Origin of the sequence: Virgibacillus necropolis (genome assembly GCF_002224365.1) — a bacterium.
Taxonomy (GTDB): Bacteria; Bacillota; Bacilli; order Bacillales; family Amphibacillaceae; genus Virgibacillus_F; species Virgibacillus_F necropolis.
In genome coordinates this window covers 1890683-1906146 of the sequence record NZ_CP022437.1, presented here as the reverse complement: position 1 = coordinate 1906146, position 15464 = coordinate 1890683, and the positions used below count along the sequence as shown (strand labels likewise).

Annotated in this window: 19 protein-coding genes and 1 other annotated feature; of the genes, 2 read left to right on the top strand and 17 right to left on the bottom strand. The window is 36.8% G+C overall.

The genetic code is table 11. The annotated features are described in order from the left end of the window. Positions 1–41: 41 nt before the first annotated feature. The gene (gene spoVB, locus CFK40_RS08910; RefSeq protein WP_089531973.1) at positions 42–1601 is read left to right on the top strand and encodes a stage V sporulation protein B; all 1560 of its coding nucleotides are present in this window, start codon (positions 42–44) and stop codon (positions 1599–1601) included. Between the two features lie 68 nt (positions 1602–1669). Further along, positions 1670–2050, top strand: coding sequence for a TIGR04086 family membrane protein (locus tag CFK40_RS08905; protein WP_089531972.1), 381 nt, complete (start codon positions 1670–1672; stop codon positions 2048–2050). 132 nt (positions 2051–2182) lie between these two features. On the opposite strand, the gene yajC is transcribed toward CFK40_RS08905, so the two are convergent. From yajC to CFK40_RS08820, 17 genes are all read right to left on the bottom strand, one after another. Further along, positions 2183–2440, bottom strand: coding sequence for a preprotein translocase subunit YajC (gene yajC / locus CFK40_RS08900; RefSeq protein WP_089531971.1), 258 nt, complete (start codon positions 2438–2440; stop codon positions 2183–2185). A gap of 16 nt (positions 2441–2456) precedes the next feature. Then, complete coding sequence (tgt, locus tag CFK40_RS08895) at positions 2457–3596, bottom strand: tRNA guanosine(34) transglycosylase Tgt (protein ID WP_089531970.1); 1140 nt, start codon at positions 3594–3596, stop codon at positions 2457–2459. 17 nt (positions 3597–3613) lie between these two features. Further along, positions 3614–4642: a tRNA preQ1(34) S-adenosylmethionine ribosyltransferase-isomerase QueA gene (gene queA / locus CFK40_RS08890; RefSeq protein WP_089531969.1), complete on the bottom strand. Its 1029-nt coding sequence runs from the start codon at positions 4640–4642 to the stop codon at positions 3614–3616. Positions 4643–4663: 21 nt separating this feature from the next. Then, entirely contained in the window at positions 4664–4855 is a 192-nt protein-coding gene (locus CFK40_RS08885) for a DUF2905 domain-containing protein (RefSeq protein ID WP_089534342.1), read from the bottom strand. A gap of 7 nt (positions 4856–4862) precedes the next feature. Next, positions 4863–5861: a Holliday junction branch migration DNA helicase RuvB gene (ruvB, locus tag CFK40_RS08880; RefSeq protein ID WP_089531968.1), complete on the bottom strand. Its 999-nt coding sequence runs from the start codon at positions 5859–5861 to the stop codon at positions 4863–4865. A gap of 13 nt (positions 5862–5874) precedes the next feature. After that, the gene (gene ruvA, locus CFK40_RS08875; RefSeq protein WP_089531967.1) at positions 5875–6480 is read right to left on the bottom strand and encodes a Holliday junction branch migration protein RuvA; all 606 of its coding nucleotides are present in this window, start codon (positions 6478–6480) and stop codon (positions 5875–5877) included. 124 nt (positions 6481–6604) lie between these two features. Further along, a complete protein-coding gene (locus tag CFK40_RS08870) occupies positions 6605–7333 on the bottom strand; it encodes a YebC/PmpR family DNA-binding transcriptional regulator (RefSeq protein WP_089531966.1) in 729 nt (242 codons plus the stop codon). Positions 7334–7618: 285 nt separating this feature from the next. Then, positions 7619–8182 carry a YhcN/YlaJ family sporulation lipoprotein gene (locus CFK40_RS08865; protein WP_089531965.1) on the bottom strand — a complete coding sequence of 188 codons (564 nt, stop codon included), beginning with the start codon at positions 8180–8182 and terminating at the stop codon, positions 7619–7621. 109 nt (positions 8183–8291) lie between these two features. Then, positions 8292–9035, bottom strand: coding sequence for an NAD(+) synthase (gene nadE / locus CFK40_RS08860; RefSeq protein WP_089531964.1), 744 nt, complete (start codon positions 9033–9035; stop codon positions 8292–8294). 123 nt (positions 9036–9158) lie between these two features. Continuing rightward, positions 9159–10133, bottom strand: a complete 975-nt coding sequence (safA, locus tag CFK40_RS08855) for a SafA/ExsA family spore coat assembly protein (protein ID WP_089531963.1) — start codon at positions 10131–10133, stop codon at positions 9159–9161. A gap of 442 nt (positions 10134–10575) precedes the next feature. Beyond that, on the bottom strand, positions 10576–11856 hold the full coding sequence (gene obgE, locus CFK40_RS08850; protein ID WP_089531962.1) for a GTPase ObgE: 1281 nt from the start codon (positions 11854–11856) through the stop codon (positions 10576–10578). Further along, positions 11856–12395, bottom strand: a complete 540-nt coding sequence (locus CFK40_RS08845; RefSeq protein ID WP_089531961.1) for a Spo0B domain-containing protein — start codon at positions 12393–12395, stop codon at positions 11856–11858. The genes obgE and CFK40_RS08845 overlap by 1 nt, the downstream gene beginning before the upstream one ends. Before the next feature lie 145 nt (positions 12396–12540). Next, the gene (gene rpmA / locus CFK40_RS08840) at positions 12541–12831 is read right to left on the bottom strand and encodes a 50S ribosomal protein L27 (protein ID WP_089062333.1); all 291 of its coding nucleotides are present in this window, start codon (positions 12829–12831) and stop codon (positions 12541–12543) included. 14 nt (positions 12832–12845) lie between these two features. Next, positions 12846–13175 carry a ribosomal-processing cysteine protease Prp gene (locus CFK40_RS08835; protein WP_089531960.1) on the bottom strand — a complete coding sequence of 110 codons (330 nt, stop codon included), beginning with the start codon at positions 13173–13175 and terminating at the stop codon, positions 12846–12848. A gap of 12 nt (positions 13176–13187) precedes the next feature. After that, positions 13188–13496, bottom strand: a complete 309-nt coding sequence (gene rplU / locus CFK40_RS08830; protein WP_089531959.1) for a 50S ribosomal protein L21 — start codon at positions 13494–13496, stop codon at positions 13188–13190. 14 nt (positions 13497–13510) lie between these two features. Further along, positions 13511–13602 (bottom strand) — a sequence feature (ribosomal protein L21 leader region). A 68-nt stretch (positions 13603–13670) separates the two neighbouring features. Next, entirely contained in the window at positions 13671–14531 is an 861-nt protein-coding gene (locus CFK40_RS08825) for a M50 family metallopeptidase (protein ID WP_089531958.1), read from the bottom strand. After that, positions 14518–15297, bottom strand: a complete 780-nt coding sequence (locus tag CFK40_RS08820) for a M23 family metallopeptidase (protein WP_089531957.1) — start codon at positions 15295–15297, stop codon at positions 14518–14520. Before CFK40_RS08820 ends, CFK40_RS08825 begins: the two co-directional genes overlap by 14 nt. Between the last annotated feature and the right edge of the window lie 167 nt (positions 15298–15464).

Below are 15464 nucleotides of genomic sequence, written 5' to 3'. Positions count from 1 at the left end.
GTATATGAAATTTTATTATTTGAGAAGGCAGGGTTTTCATTATGACCAAACAAACATTTTTGCAAGGAACGATCATTTTGATTATAGCTGGGATGATAACGCGTTTGTTAGGTTTTATAAATCGTATAGTTGTAGCCCGTTTAATGGGATCTGAAGGCGTTGGGCTATACATGATGGCCCTTCCTACTCTATTTTTAGTTATCACAATTACCCAGCTTGGGTTACCTGTTGCAATTTCCAAGCGCGTAGCCGAGGCTGACGCAGCAAATAACCCACAAGAAATTAAAAAAATATTGGTCGTATCATTAATTATTACTGGTTGTACAAGCATAGTCGCAATGGTCCTTTTAATATTCCTTATACCACTTATTGCTACATCGTTATTAACAGACGATCGAACCATATATCCACTTCTGGCCTTAAGTCCAATTATACCAATTGTAGCTATCTCATCAGTTATTAGAGGTTACTTCCAGGGTCTTCAGGATATGAAACCACAAAGCTATTCACAGGTTATTGAACAAATTGTACGGATTAGTTGTGTCGCGCTTTTTGTTAAGTTACTTCTTCCATACGGTATTGAATTTGCTGCTGCTGGAGCAATGATTAGCGTCATTCTTGGTGAACTTGTTTCCTTAAGTTTTATTATATACGTATTTAAACGGAAAAAAATATTTAAAATTCGATACCGTTTCTTTGGTTATTTAAAATCGAGCAAAAAAACAGTATCGGATTTGTTTTCAGTAGCATTACCTAGTACAGGCAGCAAAATGATTGGATCCATCTCCTATTTTATTGAACCAATACTCGTAACGCAAAGCTTAGCAATTGCTGGGATTGCAAGTACTTTAGCAACGAAACAGTATGGGGAGCTTACTGGGTATGTCTTGCCACTATTATTTTTACCAACCTTTATTACTCAATCATTGGCCATTGCATTAGTACCATCCATAAGTGAAGCAGGAGCGAATCAAAATAAAGGATTAATCCATTACCGGATTCACCAGTCTATTCGTATATCCTTTGCGTCAGGCGCATTGGCAACTATCGTGCTGTCACTATTCGCAGCACCTATTTTACTTTATATGTATGGGACAGATCACGCAAGTAATTTTCTCGTTTTAATGGCACCTTTTTTCATTCTACTTTATATACAAGCCCCACTTCAAGCAGCCTTGCAAGCATTAGACTTAGCGAAGCCAGCTATGTGGAATAGCCTAATTGGTGCATTTGTGAAGTTTACCGCGCTGTTTATTCTAGCTTCAAGCCCAAAGTTTGGAATAACTGGTGTCGCACTTGCTATGGTTATTGGTGTCGTATTAGTAACATTATTACATTTAGCAGCTTTAAGAAAGGCAATTAAATTCTTTATCCCTATTTCAGACATTAGCAAAATGGTAGGTTTGTTAGTAATCACATGGTGGATTGGAAGTATGTTAAAAAATATTTATACCGCAATGGAGCCCAACCTTTTTATTCTGATGGGTATATTCCTTATCTTAACGTTAGTATATATTACATTACTTTTTGCATTACGGTTTATTACAAAAGAAGAATTAAAACAAATTCCTTTCTTTGCAAAATGGTTCCCTGCTAAATAAATATTGTTCGTCTATTTTTATAAAACATGAATAAAATGACTGTAAATGGACAAACAGGGGGAATCGAAATGGGGAAGCAACAATTTATTGCACTATCGTATGGTTGGATAGTCATTCTTGGACTAATTTTTATTTCAAGTATTGTATTAGCGCTTTTACTCAAGTTTACACCGTTTAATGAACCAACTCTATCCTGGGTAACACTGGTAGTTGGATTAATTACGTTATTCATTGGAGGCATTGTAGCTGGAACAAAGAGCAAACAAAAGGGTTGGTTAATTGGCGGATTAACTGGTCTAGGCTTCACTTTATTCACCTTTTCCGTACAGTATTTGGGATATGAACAAACATTTTCCATTGAACAATCTCTGAATCATTTAGGATACATTTTAGTAGCAGTTGTTGGAGGAGTTATCGGTGTAAATGCAGTTGGAGAAAGCAAGGAATAAGAAAAAAGAAGGTGATGCGAATATGCATCACCTTCTTTTTTCTTATATTCTTATGTACAGATGTAGAAACAAGCAAAAAATGAAAACATTTCTTGCTTGTACTACGTTAGTTTAGTATTTACTATGTGTCTATTATTCAGAAGTAACTTCACGAATAGCAGAACGATCATATGTAAACTTCACTCCGTCGACTGTAACGATAACAGTAGCCTCATCAATTGCATAGATGGTAGCATGAAGTCCGCCTATTGTGATGATTGAATCACCTTTTTTAAGATCTGATTGCATTTGCTTTACTTTTTTCTGACGCTTTTGTTGCGGACGAATTAACAAGAAGTAAAAAATGACAAACATTAAAATTATTGGAAGTAAGCTATATAATGTTTCCAAGTTTGTTCCCCCCTCTCTAAAAGTTCTTTGCATTCGGTTGATTTAAACCATATTGTTCAAAGAATGCTTCTTTAAAATCACCAAGTCGATCTTCGCTTATCGCTGTTCGGACTTGTTCCATTAATTTTAACAGAAAATGCAAGTTATGATAAGTAGTAAGCCTAAATCCGAATGTTTCTTTCGATTTAATTAAATGTCGGATATAAGCTCGGGTATAATTTTTGCAAACATGGCAGTCACAATTTTCATCTATTGGCGAAAAATCCCGTGCATATTTTGCATTACGAACTACAAGACGACCAGTTGAAGTCATGCATGTCCCATTTCGTGCGATACGTGTTGGTAGGACACAATCAAACATGTCAATCCCGCGAATGGAACCATCAATTAATGAATCTGGTGAGCCCACCCCCATTAAATAGCGTGGCTTAGTGGACGGCATGAGTGGGGTCGTATATTCTAGCATTCGATTCATAATATCCTTTGGTTCCCCAACTGATAATCCACCAATTGCATAGCCAGGTAAGTCGAGTGACGCAAGATCTTTTGCACTCTGTTTCCTTAGTTCCTCATATTCACCACCTTGGATAATGCCAAATAGACCCTGGGTAGTTGGATTTTGGTGTGCTTCTAAACACCTTTCCGCCCATCTTGATGTACGTTCCACTGATGATTTCATGTAATCAAATGATGCAGGATATGGTGGGCATTCATCAAACGCCATCATAATGTCTGAACCTAAAGCGTTTTGAATTTGCATTGCTTTTTCTGGTGAGAGAAATAATTTTTCACCACTGATGTGATTTCTGAAATGTACGCCTTCTTCTTGAATTTCACGAATTTTACTCAAACTAAAAACCTGAAATCCACCAGAATCAGTCAGAATGGGTCTGTCCCAATTCATGAATCTATGCAATCCCCCAGCTTCCTTAATAATATCCTCACCAGGTCTAAGCCACAGATGGTACGTATTAGAAAGAATTATTCTTGCTTCCATCTCTTTTAACTCTTCCGGGCTCATTGTCTTCACCGTAGCAAGTGTGCCAACAGGCATAAACATTGGCGTATCAAATGAACCATGGGGGGTATGCACTTTACCTAACCGTGCACCAGTTTGTTTACATGTCTTTATTAATTCATACGTTATTGGAGTCATTTTATTCGTTCCTTTATTTATATTATTAACATCGCATCACCGAAGCTGAAAAAACGATATTCTTCGTACACAGCTTCATTGTATGCGCGTAGTATACTCACTCGATCTACAAGTGCACTTACTAGCATAATTAATGTGGATTTTGGCAAATGAAAATTTGTAATTAAACCATCAATTGCCTGAAAGTTATAGGGTGGATAAATGAATATATCCGTCCAACCGCTAGATGCAACAAATTCTCCATCATTGTCACGTGCAATCGTTTCAATTGTTCTTGTAGAAGTTGTCCCCACCGAGATGATTCTCCCATTATTCTTTTTTACAGCTTTAAGTGTTTCCGCTGTTTCTGCTGTCATATGGTAAAACTCGGAATGCATGGTATGATCATCAATATTATCTACACTAACAGGCCTGAATGTTCCAAGTCCAACATGGAGCGTAATAAATGCAATAATTACACCCATATCCTTTAGTTCATCTAACAACTCATTGGTAAAATGTAAGCCTGCTGTAGGAGCAGCCGCTGATCCTTCTTCCTTAGCAAAGACAGTCTGGTAGCGTTCTTTCTCAGATAACTGCTCCGTGATATACGGAGGTAGAGGCATTTCTCCAAGTTCATCAAGAACCTCATAAAAAATACCATCATAGTTAAATTGCAGAATTCGTCCGCCATGTTCTCTTGTTTCAAGACAAAAAGCTCGAAGTCTACCATCGCCAAATACTAGTTCGGTACCTACTTTTATCTTCTTTGCGGGCTTAGCGAGAACTTCCCAGCAATCTTCTTCTTCTTGTTGAAGGAGTAATACCTCCAGTTTTGCTCCAGTATCTTTTTTTATACCATACAGTCGTGCAGGCAGAACTCGTGTGTCGTTGAGAACCAAACAATCACCTTTTTTAAGGTAGTTCTTTATATCGGGAAAATGTTTGTGTTCAATTTCTTTTGATTTACGATTCATAACTAATAGTCTTGATGCAGTCCGATCTTGTAATGGTGTTTGTGCAATTAGCTTTTCTGGTAATTCAAAATCAAAATCATTTATATCCATGTTGCAACGCCTTACCCTTTCTTATCTCCATTTCCCTATTAAAAATAAAATAATGGACAGTATTATACTTACTACAATGGATGTCATAATCGGAAAGTGAAAGGAAAAGTTGCCCTTTTTAAAACTAATATCACCTGGCAGTTTACCAAAAAGTGTCCATATGACTCCAATAATAATAAAAACTACTCCTAATACAATAAATATTTTTCCCATACTCATTCTACTCAGGTCCTTTTATTCCAAAATGGTTATAAGCTTTTGGAGTAACCACTCTTCCTCTTGGTGTACGCTGAATAAAGCCTATTTGTAATAAGTATGGCTCATATACGTCTTCAATAGTCTGTGATTCTTCACCAATTGTAGCTGCAATTGTATCTAATCCTACAGGGCCACCTTGAAACCCATCAATTATACCCTTTAAAAACTTATGGTCAATATGATCTAAACCGACATCATCGACTTGAAGCATTTCTAGGGCTAGTTCCGTTGTTGATAAACTAATTTCTTCCTCTCCTCTTACCTGAGAGATATCACGAATTCGTTTCAACAATCGATTCGCAATCCGCGGTGTTCCTCTTGATCTACTAGCCACCTCTGCGGCAGATTCTTTGGATATAGTTGTTTGAAATATTTCTGCTGTTCGTTCTACTATGGAACACAAATCCTTTGCTTCATAAAACTCTAGTCTACTTAATACACCAAAACGATCTCTTAGTGGAGCTGATAATAAACCAGCCCTTGTCGTTGCACCTACCAGTGTGAAGGGTGGTAAATCAATTCGAACAGACCGTGCACTTGGACCAGTACCAATGACAATATCAAGAAAAAAGTCTTCCATTGCGGGATATAGTACTTCTTCTACTGAGCGGGGTAACCGATGAACTTCATCAATAAATAAGACATCCCCAGGTTCAAGTGATGAAAGTATAGCAGCTAAATCACCCGCCCGTTCTATGGCTGGTCCAGAAGTAGACCGAAACTGAACACCCATTTCATTTGCTATGATAGCCGCTAGCGTTGTTTTTCCGAGTCCTGGTGGCCCATATAAGAGAACATGATCTAACGGCTCTTCACGCATCCTAGCAGCTTGAATAAAGATATGTAGATTCTCTTTTACTTTATTTTGTCCAATGTATTGGTTAAGTGTTGTGGGGCGAAGACTAAGTTCAACAGTAGAATCTTCTTCCTGTATTTCACCTGTGACCATGCGTTCCTCCATCATTATCCCCCCATTAATTCTTCATTAACAACGCTAAAGCTTTTCGAATGATTTCATCTGTATTTGATAGGTTTTCTTTTTGTAACTGCGGAATAACAGCTTTGATTTCACGTTCTGAGTAACCTAATGATCGTAATGCTTCTTGAGCCTCTGATAGTCCTTCTACCGATTGTTTCTGCGCTGGTTGATTGTCAGCTGACTCATGCGAAATGGAAAGCATAGCTGTAAGCTTTCCCTTTAAGTCTAAAATAACTTGGCGTGCAGTCTTTTTACCTACACCTGGAAAACTGGTTAAAAATTTATCATCTTCCCGTTCAACGGCTGCAACAAAATCACTGACATTAACAGATCCTAAAATAGCAAGTGCACCCTTTGGGCCAATGCCAGATACTTGTAAAAGTTTTGTAAAGAGAGACTTTTGCTCCTGATTTTTAAAGCCATACAATACTTGTGCATCTTCTCGTACATGATGATACGTAAATATTAGTGCTTCATCATTTAGTGAAGTTTGAAAAACAAAAGGATTGGCACATAAAATCTCGTACCCAACCCCCTGCACATCAATGATGACTGAATCATCTTGAATATATGTAACTTTCCCCTTTATGTATGCGATCATAATCCTTCTCCTCTAAACATTCTTCCTCCATTTTAACATAAGAAACGATAGAGCGTACAGGAACACCCTATTGCTATATAAAACAAAAGCTTCTATTCACAATAAGGAATAGAAGCTTTTACTTTTAGCTAAGTTCTAAATTATGATGGATATCTTGAACATCTTCGTTATCTTCTAATGAATCGATTAGATTTAACATCTTTTCTTCATCCGCTTCTGGTAGCGTACTGTAGGTTTGTGGAATCAACGTGATTTCAGAGTCGGAAATGGGATATTCTAACCCGATTAAGTGTTGACGAACATCTTCAAAATCCTCAGGAGTAGTAAAGATTTCGTAAGCATCTTCTTCTACGATAATATCCTCTGCACCAGCTTCAATTGCTTGAAGTGTAATATCATCTTCTCCAATCTCACCATCTTCATTTCCTATCACAATGTATCCTCTTCGATCAAACATGAAGGCAACACATCCGCTCTCTCCAAGGTTTCCGTTATTTTTCTTAAATGCATGACGGATATCTGCTGCTGTCCGGTTTTTATTATCGGTTAAAATATGCACAATTACTGCTACTCCACCTGGACCATATCCTTCATATGTAATTTCCTCAAAGCTCGCACCATCAAGTGTTCCTGTTGCTTTTTTAATAGCACGTTCTATATTTTCACTTGGCATATTATCAGACTTTGCTTTATCAACCACTAAACGTAATGAAGCGTTTGTCGCAATGTCTCCTCCACCTTGCTTTGCCGCAGTATATATGTCTTTCGCATGACGCATAAAAACTTTACCCTTTTTAGCATCTTGAGCATTTTTTCTCTTTTGAATATTCTTCCATTTAGAATGACCAGCCACTTGGACATTCTCCTCTCTAGAAAGTTTCTCTCTTTACTATATCAAATTTTCCCCACCATATAAACATAAAATTATAAGAAAAGCGCAAGCGCCCGTTTAGCGACGTATGGACTGGACTGAACCGCAGGAGATAAAGGAAACACGGTGAGCGTAAGCGATCCGATGTTGACTTATCGTACGGAGGTAAAGGAAGTCCACTAGTCGCTGGGCGCTGGAGCTAGACAGTAATTTTAAACTTTCTTATCTTTCAAGAAAACCTTTGCTATATCACAAAGGTTTTTCACATTATTGATCCCGACCAGGATTAAATAGCCATTCCATGTCTTCTTTTATTTCATTTGGAGATTCTGATCGTTTAAGTCCAGACTTTAGATTGTTCATCCGATCCCAATAAATACTGTCGGTATACACAACAATCGTTTTATTTTGATCAAACGTACGAACTTCCTTTTCAATTTTTTCACCAATTTCATCATCCGTATATTCACTCAACATAACTGCCACTACTATTTTTTCATCAGTAATTGCTACTTGGGCTGCCTTAATATCACGTCGGTCCGTCAAATGGTCTGCGATAACCTTAGACTGTTCACTTGTAAAAATATCGGTATTCTCTCCAACAGTGTTATCACCTCTATTTATTTCCTTTTGTTCGGATTGAGGGTATCCGCCTTTTTCACCTATTGTCTGATTGCGTATACCAAGTCGTTCATTTTGTTCTTCTCTTGTCTCATAATGAATTGGTTGCGTTTGTATTTGTTCATCATTATTCGCTTCATTATTTTGTCCATTCGTACAACCAGCGGTCACTAACACAATAAACAATAAGCCAACATAACTGAATTTCATTTTAAAAAACACCTCCTTCACATTTAGGATGTTTAAAAGAAGTGTTTTTTACCCTAGTTAATTATAGGAATAAATTTATGTTGATCTGACTATCTGGCTTGAATTTTTCTCAATTTGATAAGCGAAACTGATTAGCAGCTTTCCGTTTATGTTCCGTTCGTCTATGCATTTTTTCAATAATTTCTTTGTCTTTTATAGGAATTTCTTCCCCTTTTAAAAATGCGTCAATTTTGTCATAGGATGTTCCCATTTCCGTTTCATCTGTTTGACCTTCCCAAAGGTCTGCACTTGGTTTTTTATTAACAACTTCATCTGGTACACCTAAGGCACGTGCCATTTCGCGTACCTCCTGTTTAGTGAATTCAATAATCGGTAAAATATCAACCCCACCATCACCGTATTTAGTGAAATATCCCGTGTACCATTCAGACGCGTTGTCAGTACCTACCACTAGATAATTGTAATTCGTTGCTAACGCGTAAGACGTGCTCATACGTAATCGTGCGCGGAGATTTGCGTTAGATAATTGATCATTTTGCTCTTTCCACTCTTTTTTTTGTTTTAATTGATCTTGGATTTGAGTGTACATGACTTTATGTGTATCCGTTAAATCAATTGTAATCTTATCAATACCACATTTTTCAATTACCTTTTCAGCATGTGTCACACTATCAGGACTACTATCAAGGGGCATAATGACACCAAGCGAATGATCTGGTACTGCTCGTTTAATCAAATTTGCAACAACGGCGGAATCCAGACCGCCACTAACACCGACTAGTAGTCCTTTGACATTTGCTTCTTTAACTTGATCGCGTAACCACTGTACAATTTTGTCTATTGTCTCTTCCATTCATAAAACTCCTTTAAGCATTATTATAACTTTATTTATTATATTATCATTATTTGATGATTTCCGGAAAAAATTCGCCCAAAAAAGAGAGACGATTGATTAGAATCTCGTCTCTCTTTTTTCTTATTCGTTATTATTTTCATCCTCATCATCTCTGAATGAAGCATTAGGGAATGGTTGAAACCCAGGTGGAGCTGGATACGGATTGCCATACCCTTTATTTTCATCCATTTTAGGAAATGGCTGATTGTAACCTTTATAATGATGTTTGTACTCCATATCATTACAGTCATCGTCAAATTTATGGTTCGGTTTTTTAGGCATTTCCATCTCTGGCATTTCGTCATACATACTCTTATTCATCTTTTTATCATAATGCTGGTAAGGTGACTTTTCTTCATACATATTCATGTTACTCGGGTAATGATGAAATGGCGGCTTTTTCCCTTCACATCCACAACCACATCCATGCTGCTTATGAGGCATAGGTTTTTGCGGTGGCATATGCATTGGTGATACATTTCCTTGGTGCATAGGATACATAGGATAACAGCACATAGGAACCATTTGCATGTGGTGTGGCATGTGATGTGGCATTGGATGCATATTCTCATGGTGTTTAACTTGTTTCACTTCTTCTTTTGGCGTTGGCATTTGTGAGAAATTAATGGTTGTATATTGATGCATGTCTTGGTCCATGATTGGCATATGATACACTGGTGGCTTTTGCATCATTGGTTGATTATGCGGCATCTTTGGATTTTCCATCATTGGTTGGTTATACGTCATCTTCGGATTTTCCATCATTGGTGGTTTGTGCATCATCTTTGGTTTTTCTTTTTCATCCTCCTTTATAACTGGTAAAGGCTTCGGAGAAATATCCTTGTATGGTGTTTTTACCATTTCCTTCTCTTTTACATACATGTTTTCTTTTTTTACAGGCTTCGAATTACTAGGTACTTTGATTTTCATACCAGGCATAATCATATCAGGGCTAGATAATTGTGTGTTTAGTTCTTTTAATTGCTCAAAATCGACATCATATTGATTGGCGATTTCCCACAATGTATCCCCTTTTTTTACAATGTGTATTTTCAAACTAATTCAATCTCCCTTCCTATCTTGTTAAGAACTGGGCTAACCATTCATTAACAACATATGCAGGAACCCAGAAAAAGTTGAACTATAATAAAAAAAACTACCTACTTCAAAATGAAAAGGCAGCATTTTTTACTTGATTTATGGCTTTTTTAGGAAAGATTATTATTTTAGCGCCGTACTTAGAAATATACTCTGTCTAGCTACGTCTCCTAAAAGCTGCCGTCATAAGTAATGAACACTTCAAACGCGAAAGACCACGCGTTTTCGGTTCTTTACTTATGCGTCCGCTTCTGGGCAGTCGCCTTCGCTTTTCCTGTCTAGCTACGGCTCCTAGAAGCTGCCGTCATAAGTAAGGAACACTTCAAACGCGAAAGACCACGCGTTTTCGGTTCTTTACTTATGCGTCCGCTTCTGGGCAGTCGCCTTCGCTTTTCCTATCTTATTCAACAAATTCAAATTCATATTCTGATAATCGGATGGTATCGCCATCTTTAGCCCCACGTTTACGTAGTGCTTCATCTACTCCCATACCGCGCATTTGACGTGAAAAGCGTTGAATTGCTTCGTCCCTGTTAAAGTCTGTCATTTTGAAAAGCTTTTCTATTTTCATACCCTCTAATACATAGGCTCCATCTGGATCTCGCGAAATTGTAAATGGCTCTTCTTCTTTTTGATAACGATATACCACTTTTTCATTCTTATCCTCAATCGTAGTACTTGTCTTTGGAATTTCGTCTAATCTATCTGCAATAGCAAATAAAATATCTCGAAGTCCATCTTTCGTAACTGCTGAAATAGAATAAATTGGGTAGGTATTATTAATTTTCTCTTTGAATAGCTCTAAATTTTCTTCAGCATTTGGCATATCCATTTTATTAGCAGCAATAATTTGTGGTCGATCTGAAAGTTTAACATCATATTCTTTTAACTCTTGATTGATTTTGACAAAATCATCATATGGATCTCGTCCCTCTGTACCTGCCATGTCAATTACATGTACAATCAGTCTTGTCCGCTCCACATGTCTTAAAAATTGATGACCTAACCCTACACCTTCGCTTGCTCCTTCAATCAATCCAGGTAAATCTGCCATAACAAAGCCACGTTGATCCATTGTTTCAACGACTCCTAAGTTTGGTGCGAGCGTTGTAAAATGATAATCAGCAATTTTTGGTTTAGCAGCACTGACAACCGATAATAGTGTAGATTTACCAACACTTGGGAATCCAACCAAACCAACATCAGCGATCAATTTCAGTTCAACCTTGATAGTACGTTCCTTTCCCGGTTCACCGTTTTCGGCCATATCTGGTGCAGGATTCCGTGGGGTGGCAAAACGAGAATTACCACGACCGCCTCTTCCACCCTGTGCAATAATTGCTTGCTGCCCATGATGTGTTAAATCAGCGATGATTTCTTTTGTTTCTTCATCAACAACCGTTGTACCAGGTGGAACTGGTACAATTAGTGGTGCTGTATTTTTTCCATGCTGATTTTTACTCATTCCATTTTCTCCACGTTTTGCTTTAAAATGACGATTGTAACGAAAATCCATTAATGTATTAAGCCCTTCATCAACCTCAAAAATAACATCGCCACCATTACCGCCGTCACCACCAGCAGGGCCGCCTTTTGGTACATACTTTTCTCTGCGGTAGGCAACAAGACCATTCCCGCCATCACCGGCTTTTACAAAAACGCTTACCTGATCTACAAACATTATTCTTCACCTTTTCTATTCCATTGGATAGTTATTGTATACGTAACGTGATACTCACTTTTCTGTAGTGTAATATTCTCATTTTCTATCGATATTTTCTTACTCACTATATCTGAAAAGGAACCATTTAAAGTAAGTTTTACTTGAACTTGTTTCGTTTGCGTGAGATATTCAAGCACTACTTCACCTTCATATAATTCGTTATCATTTGTCACTTCTTGTAAACGCGATATGCAATATTGACAATCTGTTGTAAGTTTATCGTCTATATCAGATAAATCAACTTTTTCAATACATATAGCGTATGTAAACCGGAAATTTGGATGTATAGAATTAAATGGAATTAGCCATAAAGCTAAATTTGGTGCGTTTAAATTCATAAGCTTTCGCTCTTCATCAAAATGTGCCATATAAGTGGCTAACTTCTCTTCAACCTTTTCTAACTTCCCCATACTTGTATACGCGTGTACGATTTGCAAATCATTCATAATATCGTGTCGGTAATAGCGTAGTAAATCCATAACCTTTTTTTCCTCCACTAATATCCCTCCATTAATATGAAAAGTATAGCAGATAATACTCAAAAGCGTAAGCACCCGGTGAAGACCAACCGATCTAGTTAAAAAGTTATAGTAAGCAATAAAAAAACCCCAATCAGCTAAATGATTGGAGTTTTACATGTAATTACGCTTCTTTAGCAGTTGGATAAACACTTACCTTTTTACGATCACGACCATAGCGTTCGAATTTCACAACACCATCAGTCTTAGCAAAAAGTGTATCATCCCCACCACGACCTACGTTTTCACCTGGATAAATTTTAGTCCCGCGTTGGCGATATAAAATAGATCCTCCAGTAACAAACTGACCGTCTGCACGTTTAGCACCAAGACGTTTGGATTCAGAATCACGACCGTTCTTTGTACTACCAGCACCTTTTTTCTGTGAGAAAAATTGCAAATCTAGACGTAGCATATTGCTGCACCTCCTTATTTACTTTGTATCTTTATAAACTGACTATATTCCTGCTCAATTGTTTCTAATGAAATAATCATACTCTCAAACAAGACTTGCATCTTTTCCATTTCATTTTTATGTAAATGATTTGGGAGAGAAACATGAAGATATCCACCTTCACCTGCTTGTTGAATATCCAAGTTTGTATCACATAACCTCATAACGCCATTTATTGCTCCAAATGATACTGCTGACACTCCAGCACATACTAAATCATAACCATATGGCCCACTATCAGCATGCCCTGAAATTTTGAATGCATCAATTTGATTTTTTTTACGATAAACAGTGACTTGGATCATATACACTTACCTTTATAAATTAATTTTATCAATAACTAATTTAGTATATGGTTGACGATGTCCTTGTGTACGGTGATAATTTTTCTTTGCTTTGAATTTGAAAACAGTAATCTTTTTTTGACGACCATGCTTTTCAACTTTAGCAGTTACAGTTGCGCCACTTACATATGGAGCGCCAACTTTAACTTCATCTCCGCTAACAAAAAGGACCTTTTCGAAAGTTATAGAATCATTTGCTTCTCCAACAACTTTTTCCACATAAATTTCTTCGCCTTCTGTTACTTTGATTTGTTTACCACCTGTTTCGATAATTGCGTACATATACTGCACCTCCCTAACTGACTCAGACTCGCCATACAGGTACTTTAGAAAAGCGGAAACGCCTTGGTCAAGTTTAAAAACCTGTTCTGTGCGGTTGTAGCATTTGGTGCTACAATGAATAACGTATTGATATTATCATGTTTTAGTAGATTATGTCAAGTATACGTCTACAATTTAATCCATTCGTTTTACCTCATCAACTGTTATATTATAGTGTTTATCTTGAAAATAACTTCTGAGGCAATCCCATTCATCAATGCTTGTCTCTTGACCATCATGATAGGAAATATAAATGATATGTTTTCTTTCACGAATAAATAATGAGAACACATCAAATAAAGTGTTGCTATTAGATACTTTTATAAGAGAAGTTTTTTTTGCATGATTTGTTCCATAAAAACGCCTGGATAAAAATCGAAGGAAAACATAATAGCGTTGTTTCCATTCGGTTCTGTTTTCTAACAGAATAAATAATAGAATAAATACAGAGCTTAATGTAAATGGCAAAATGAACAATTGTGTGAACAAGATACAAATACTGACCAAAACTGATGTTAAAATCATGATTGTGTGCGCTCTTTTATATGGGACATATGTTGATAATAAGGTGAATAAACATTTCCCACCATCTAACGGCCATACGGGTAACAGATTAAATAACAGAATAACATTATTATAATACACAATAAGTTCCATAATTGAGATGGGAATAACATTCATTGGAGCAACTATCATAATGAAAAGATAAATGAAAACATGTTGAAATGGACCAGCAATACTAACTAGAGCTTCCTCATATGTAGGCCTATTACCATGCTCATCTGTATCCATTACACCACCAAATACCCATAATGTGATACTCTTTATCCTCCATTTGAAAGAAATCGCCATTATATAGTGCCCTATTTCATGAAATAATACAATAGCCAACAGAATAATGATTTCCATGAATGTACCTGTAATGAATCCAATAAATAGAAAGATAATTAATATAGGATGAATGTGAATGGTTGGTAGTAATTTAAGAACGGTCATCGACTTCAATCACTTGTACAGGATCCATGAATGCATCGTCTTTTTCTATTGAGAAATAAACGTTTTTACTATTTTCAGAAGGCACAAACTTACCGATTACTTGGTTGTTTTCAACAAATTGATACAAATGAACATTCGTTGAGCTTAGATACCCATACGTAGATTTACTCCCATCTGCATGCTGAACAACAACTGTTTTATTTGTTTCTGGATCATTCCCTGCAAAAATTATTACCCCATCTCGTAAAACGGAAACCGTAGATGCTTCATCAGGCGAAATTAATACTCCTTCCCCATTTGCTTGGAAGGACTCGGATATATTTCCTGAAACTGGAAGAGCCAATGTTGAGTCATCAGGTGTGTTGGCATTGTCTTTAGGTGTGAGTGCTAGTGGGGTACCAAACGTTTGCTGGTACCATTGATTTACTTTTGCGAACGGAAACTCATTTGTTAATAAACTACTTGCCACAACTTTAGGATCATCTAACATATCATTATTCGTTTGTAATAATAGTGCAGTTCCCAGAAATAAAATGCTTGATAAAATACCTTTTAAAATAAAGCCAGAGACCATTTTACTTTTGCTTCTCTTTGGTAGTTTTTGATCTGCGAAAATTGGAAAGTAACCATGCTTTTCTTCTTCCTGTACTTGAAGGTGAGAAAATTGATTTTTGCTTAAATCCTTAGTTGAGTCAGATCCTGCTAAACCACGAGACCTTTTACGATCGGATATTGACTTACGAATTTTATTAACTCTTGGATTCATTTTATTCACCGTCCCTTGTCATGTCATACTTCTTTTAAATTGTATGAAACAAGTGGACAAGATATGTTAATGATACTAACAACAAAAAACTAAAAATGTCACTTATTAGTGTGTGTTCAAAAAGTTGCCGAATTAGAAATACGAAGGTCGAGGCACGAGAGTTTTGA

What these genes read in the sequence shown, in the direction of transcription:
- spoVB (WP_089531973.1), top strand. Translation starts at nt 42, where the DNA reads ATGACCAAACAAACATTTTTGCAAGGAACGATCATTTTGATTATAGCT.
- CFK40_RS08885 (WP_089534342.1), bottom strand. Translation starts at nt 4,855, where the DNA reads ATGGGAAAAATATTTATTGTATTAGGAGTAGTTTTTATTATTATTGGA.
- queA (WP_089531969.1), bottom strand. Translation starts at nt 4,642, where the DNA reads ATGGATATAAATGATTTTGATTTTGAATTACCAGAAAAGCTAATTGCA.
- tgt (WP_089531970.1), bottom strand. Translation starts at nt 3,596, where the DNA reads ATGACTCCAATAACGTATGAATTAATAAAGACATGTAAACAAACTGGT.
- CFK40_RS08865 (WP_089531965.1), bottom strand. Translation starts at nt 8,182, where the DNA reads ATGAAATTCAGTTATGTTGGCTTATTGTTTATTGTGTTAGTGACCGCT.
- obgE (WP_089531962.1), bottom strand. Translation starts at nt 11,856, where the DNA reads ATGTTTGTAGATCAGGTAAGCGTTTTTGTAAAAGCCGGTGATGGCGGG.
- ruvB (WP_089531968.1), bottom strand. Translation starts at nt 5,861, where the DNA reads ATGGAGGAACGCATGGTCACAGGTGAAATACAGGAAGAAGATTCTACT.
- rplU (WP_089531959.1), bottom strand. Translation starts at nt 13,496, where the DNA reads ATGTACGCAATTATCGAAACAGGTGGTAAACAAATCAAAGTAACAGAA.
- rpmA (WP_089062333.1), bottom strand. Translation starts at nt 12,831, where the DNA reads ATGCTACGTCTAGATTTGCAATTTTTCTCACAGAAAAAAGGTGCTGGT.
- CFK40_RS08820 (WP_089531957.1), bottom strand. Translation starts at nt 15,297, where the DNA reads ATGAATCCAAGAGTTAATAAAATTCGTAAGTCAATATCCGATCGTAAA.
- CFK40_RS08835 (WP_089531960.1), bottom strand. Translation starts at nt 13,175, where the DNA reads ATGATCCAAGTCACTGTTTATCGTAAAAAAAATCAAATTGATGCATTC.
- CFK40_RS08825 (WP_089531958.1), bottom strand. Translation starts at nt 14,531, where the DNA reads ATGACCGTTCTTAAATTACTACCAACCATTCACATTCATCCTATATTA.
- nadE (WP_089531964.1), bottom strand. Translation starts at nt 9,035, where the DNA reads ATGGAAGAGACAATAGACAAAATTGTACAGTGGTTACGCGATCAAGTT.
- ruvA (WP_089531967.1), bottom strand. Translation starts at nt 6,480, where the DNA reads ATGATCGCATACATAAAGGGGAAAGTTACATATATTCAAGATGATTCA.
- CFK40_RS08905 (WP_089531972.1), top strand. Translation starts at nt 1,670, where the DNA reads ATGGGGAAGCAACAATTTATTGCACTATCGTATGGTTGGATAGTCATT.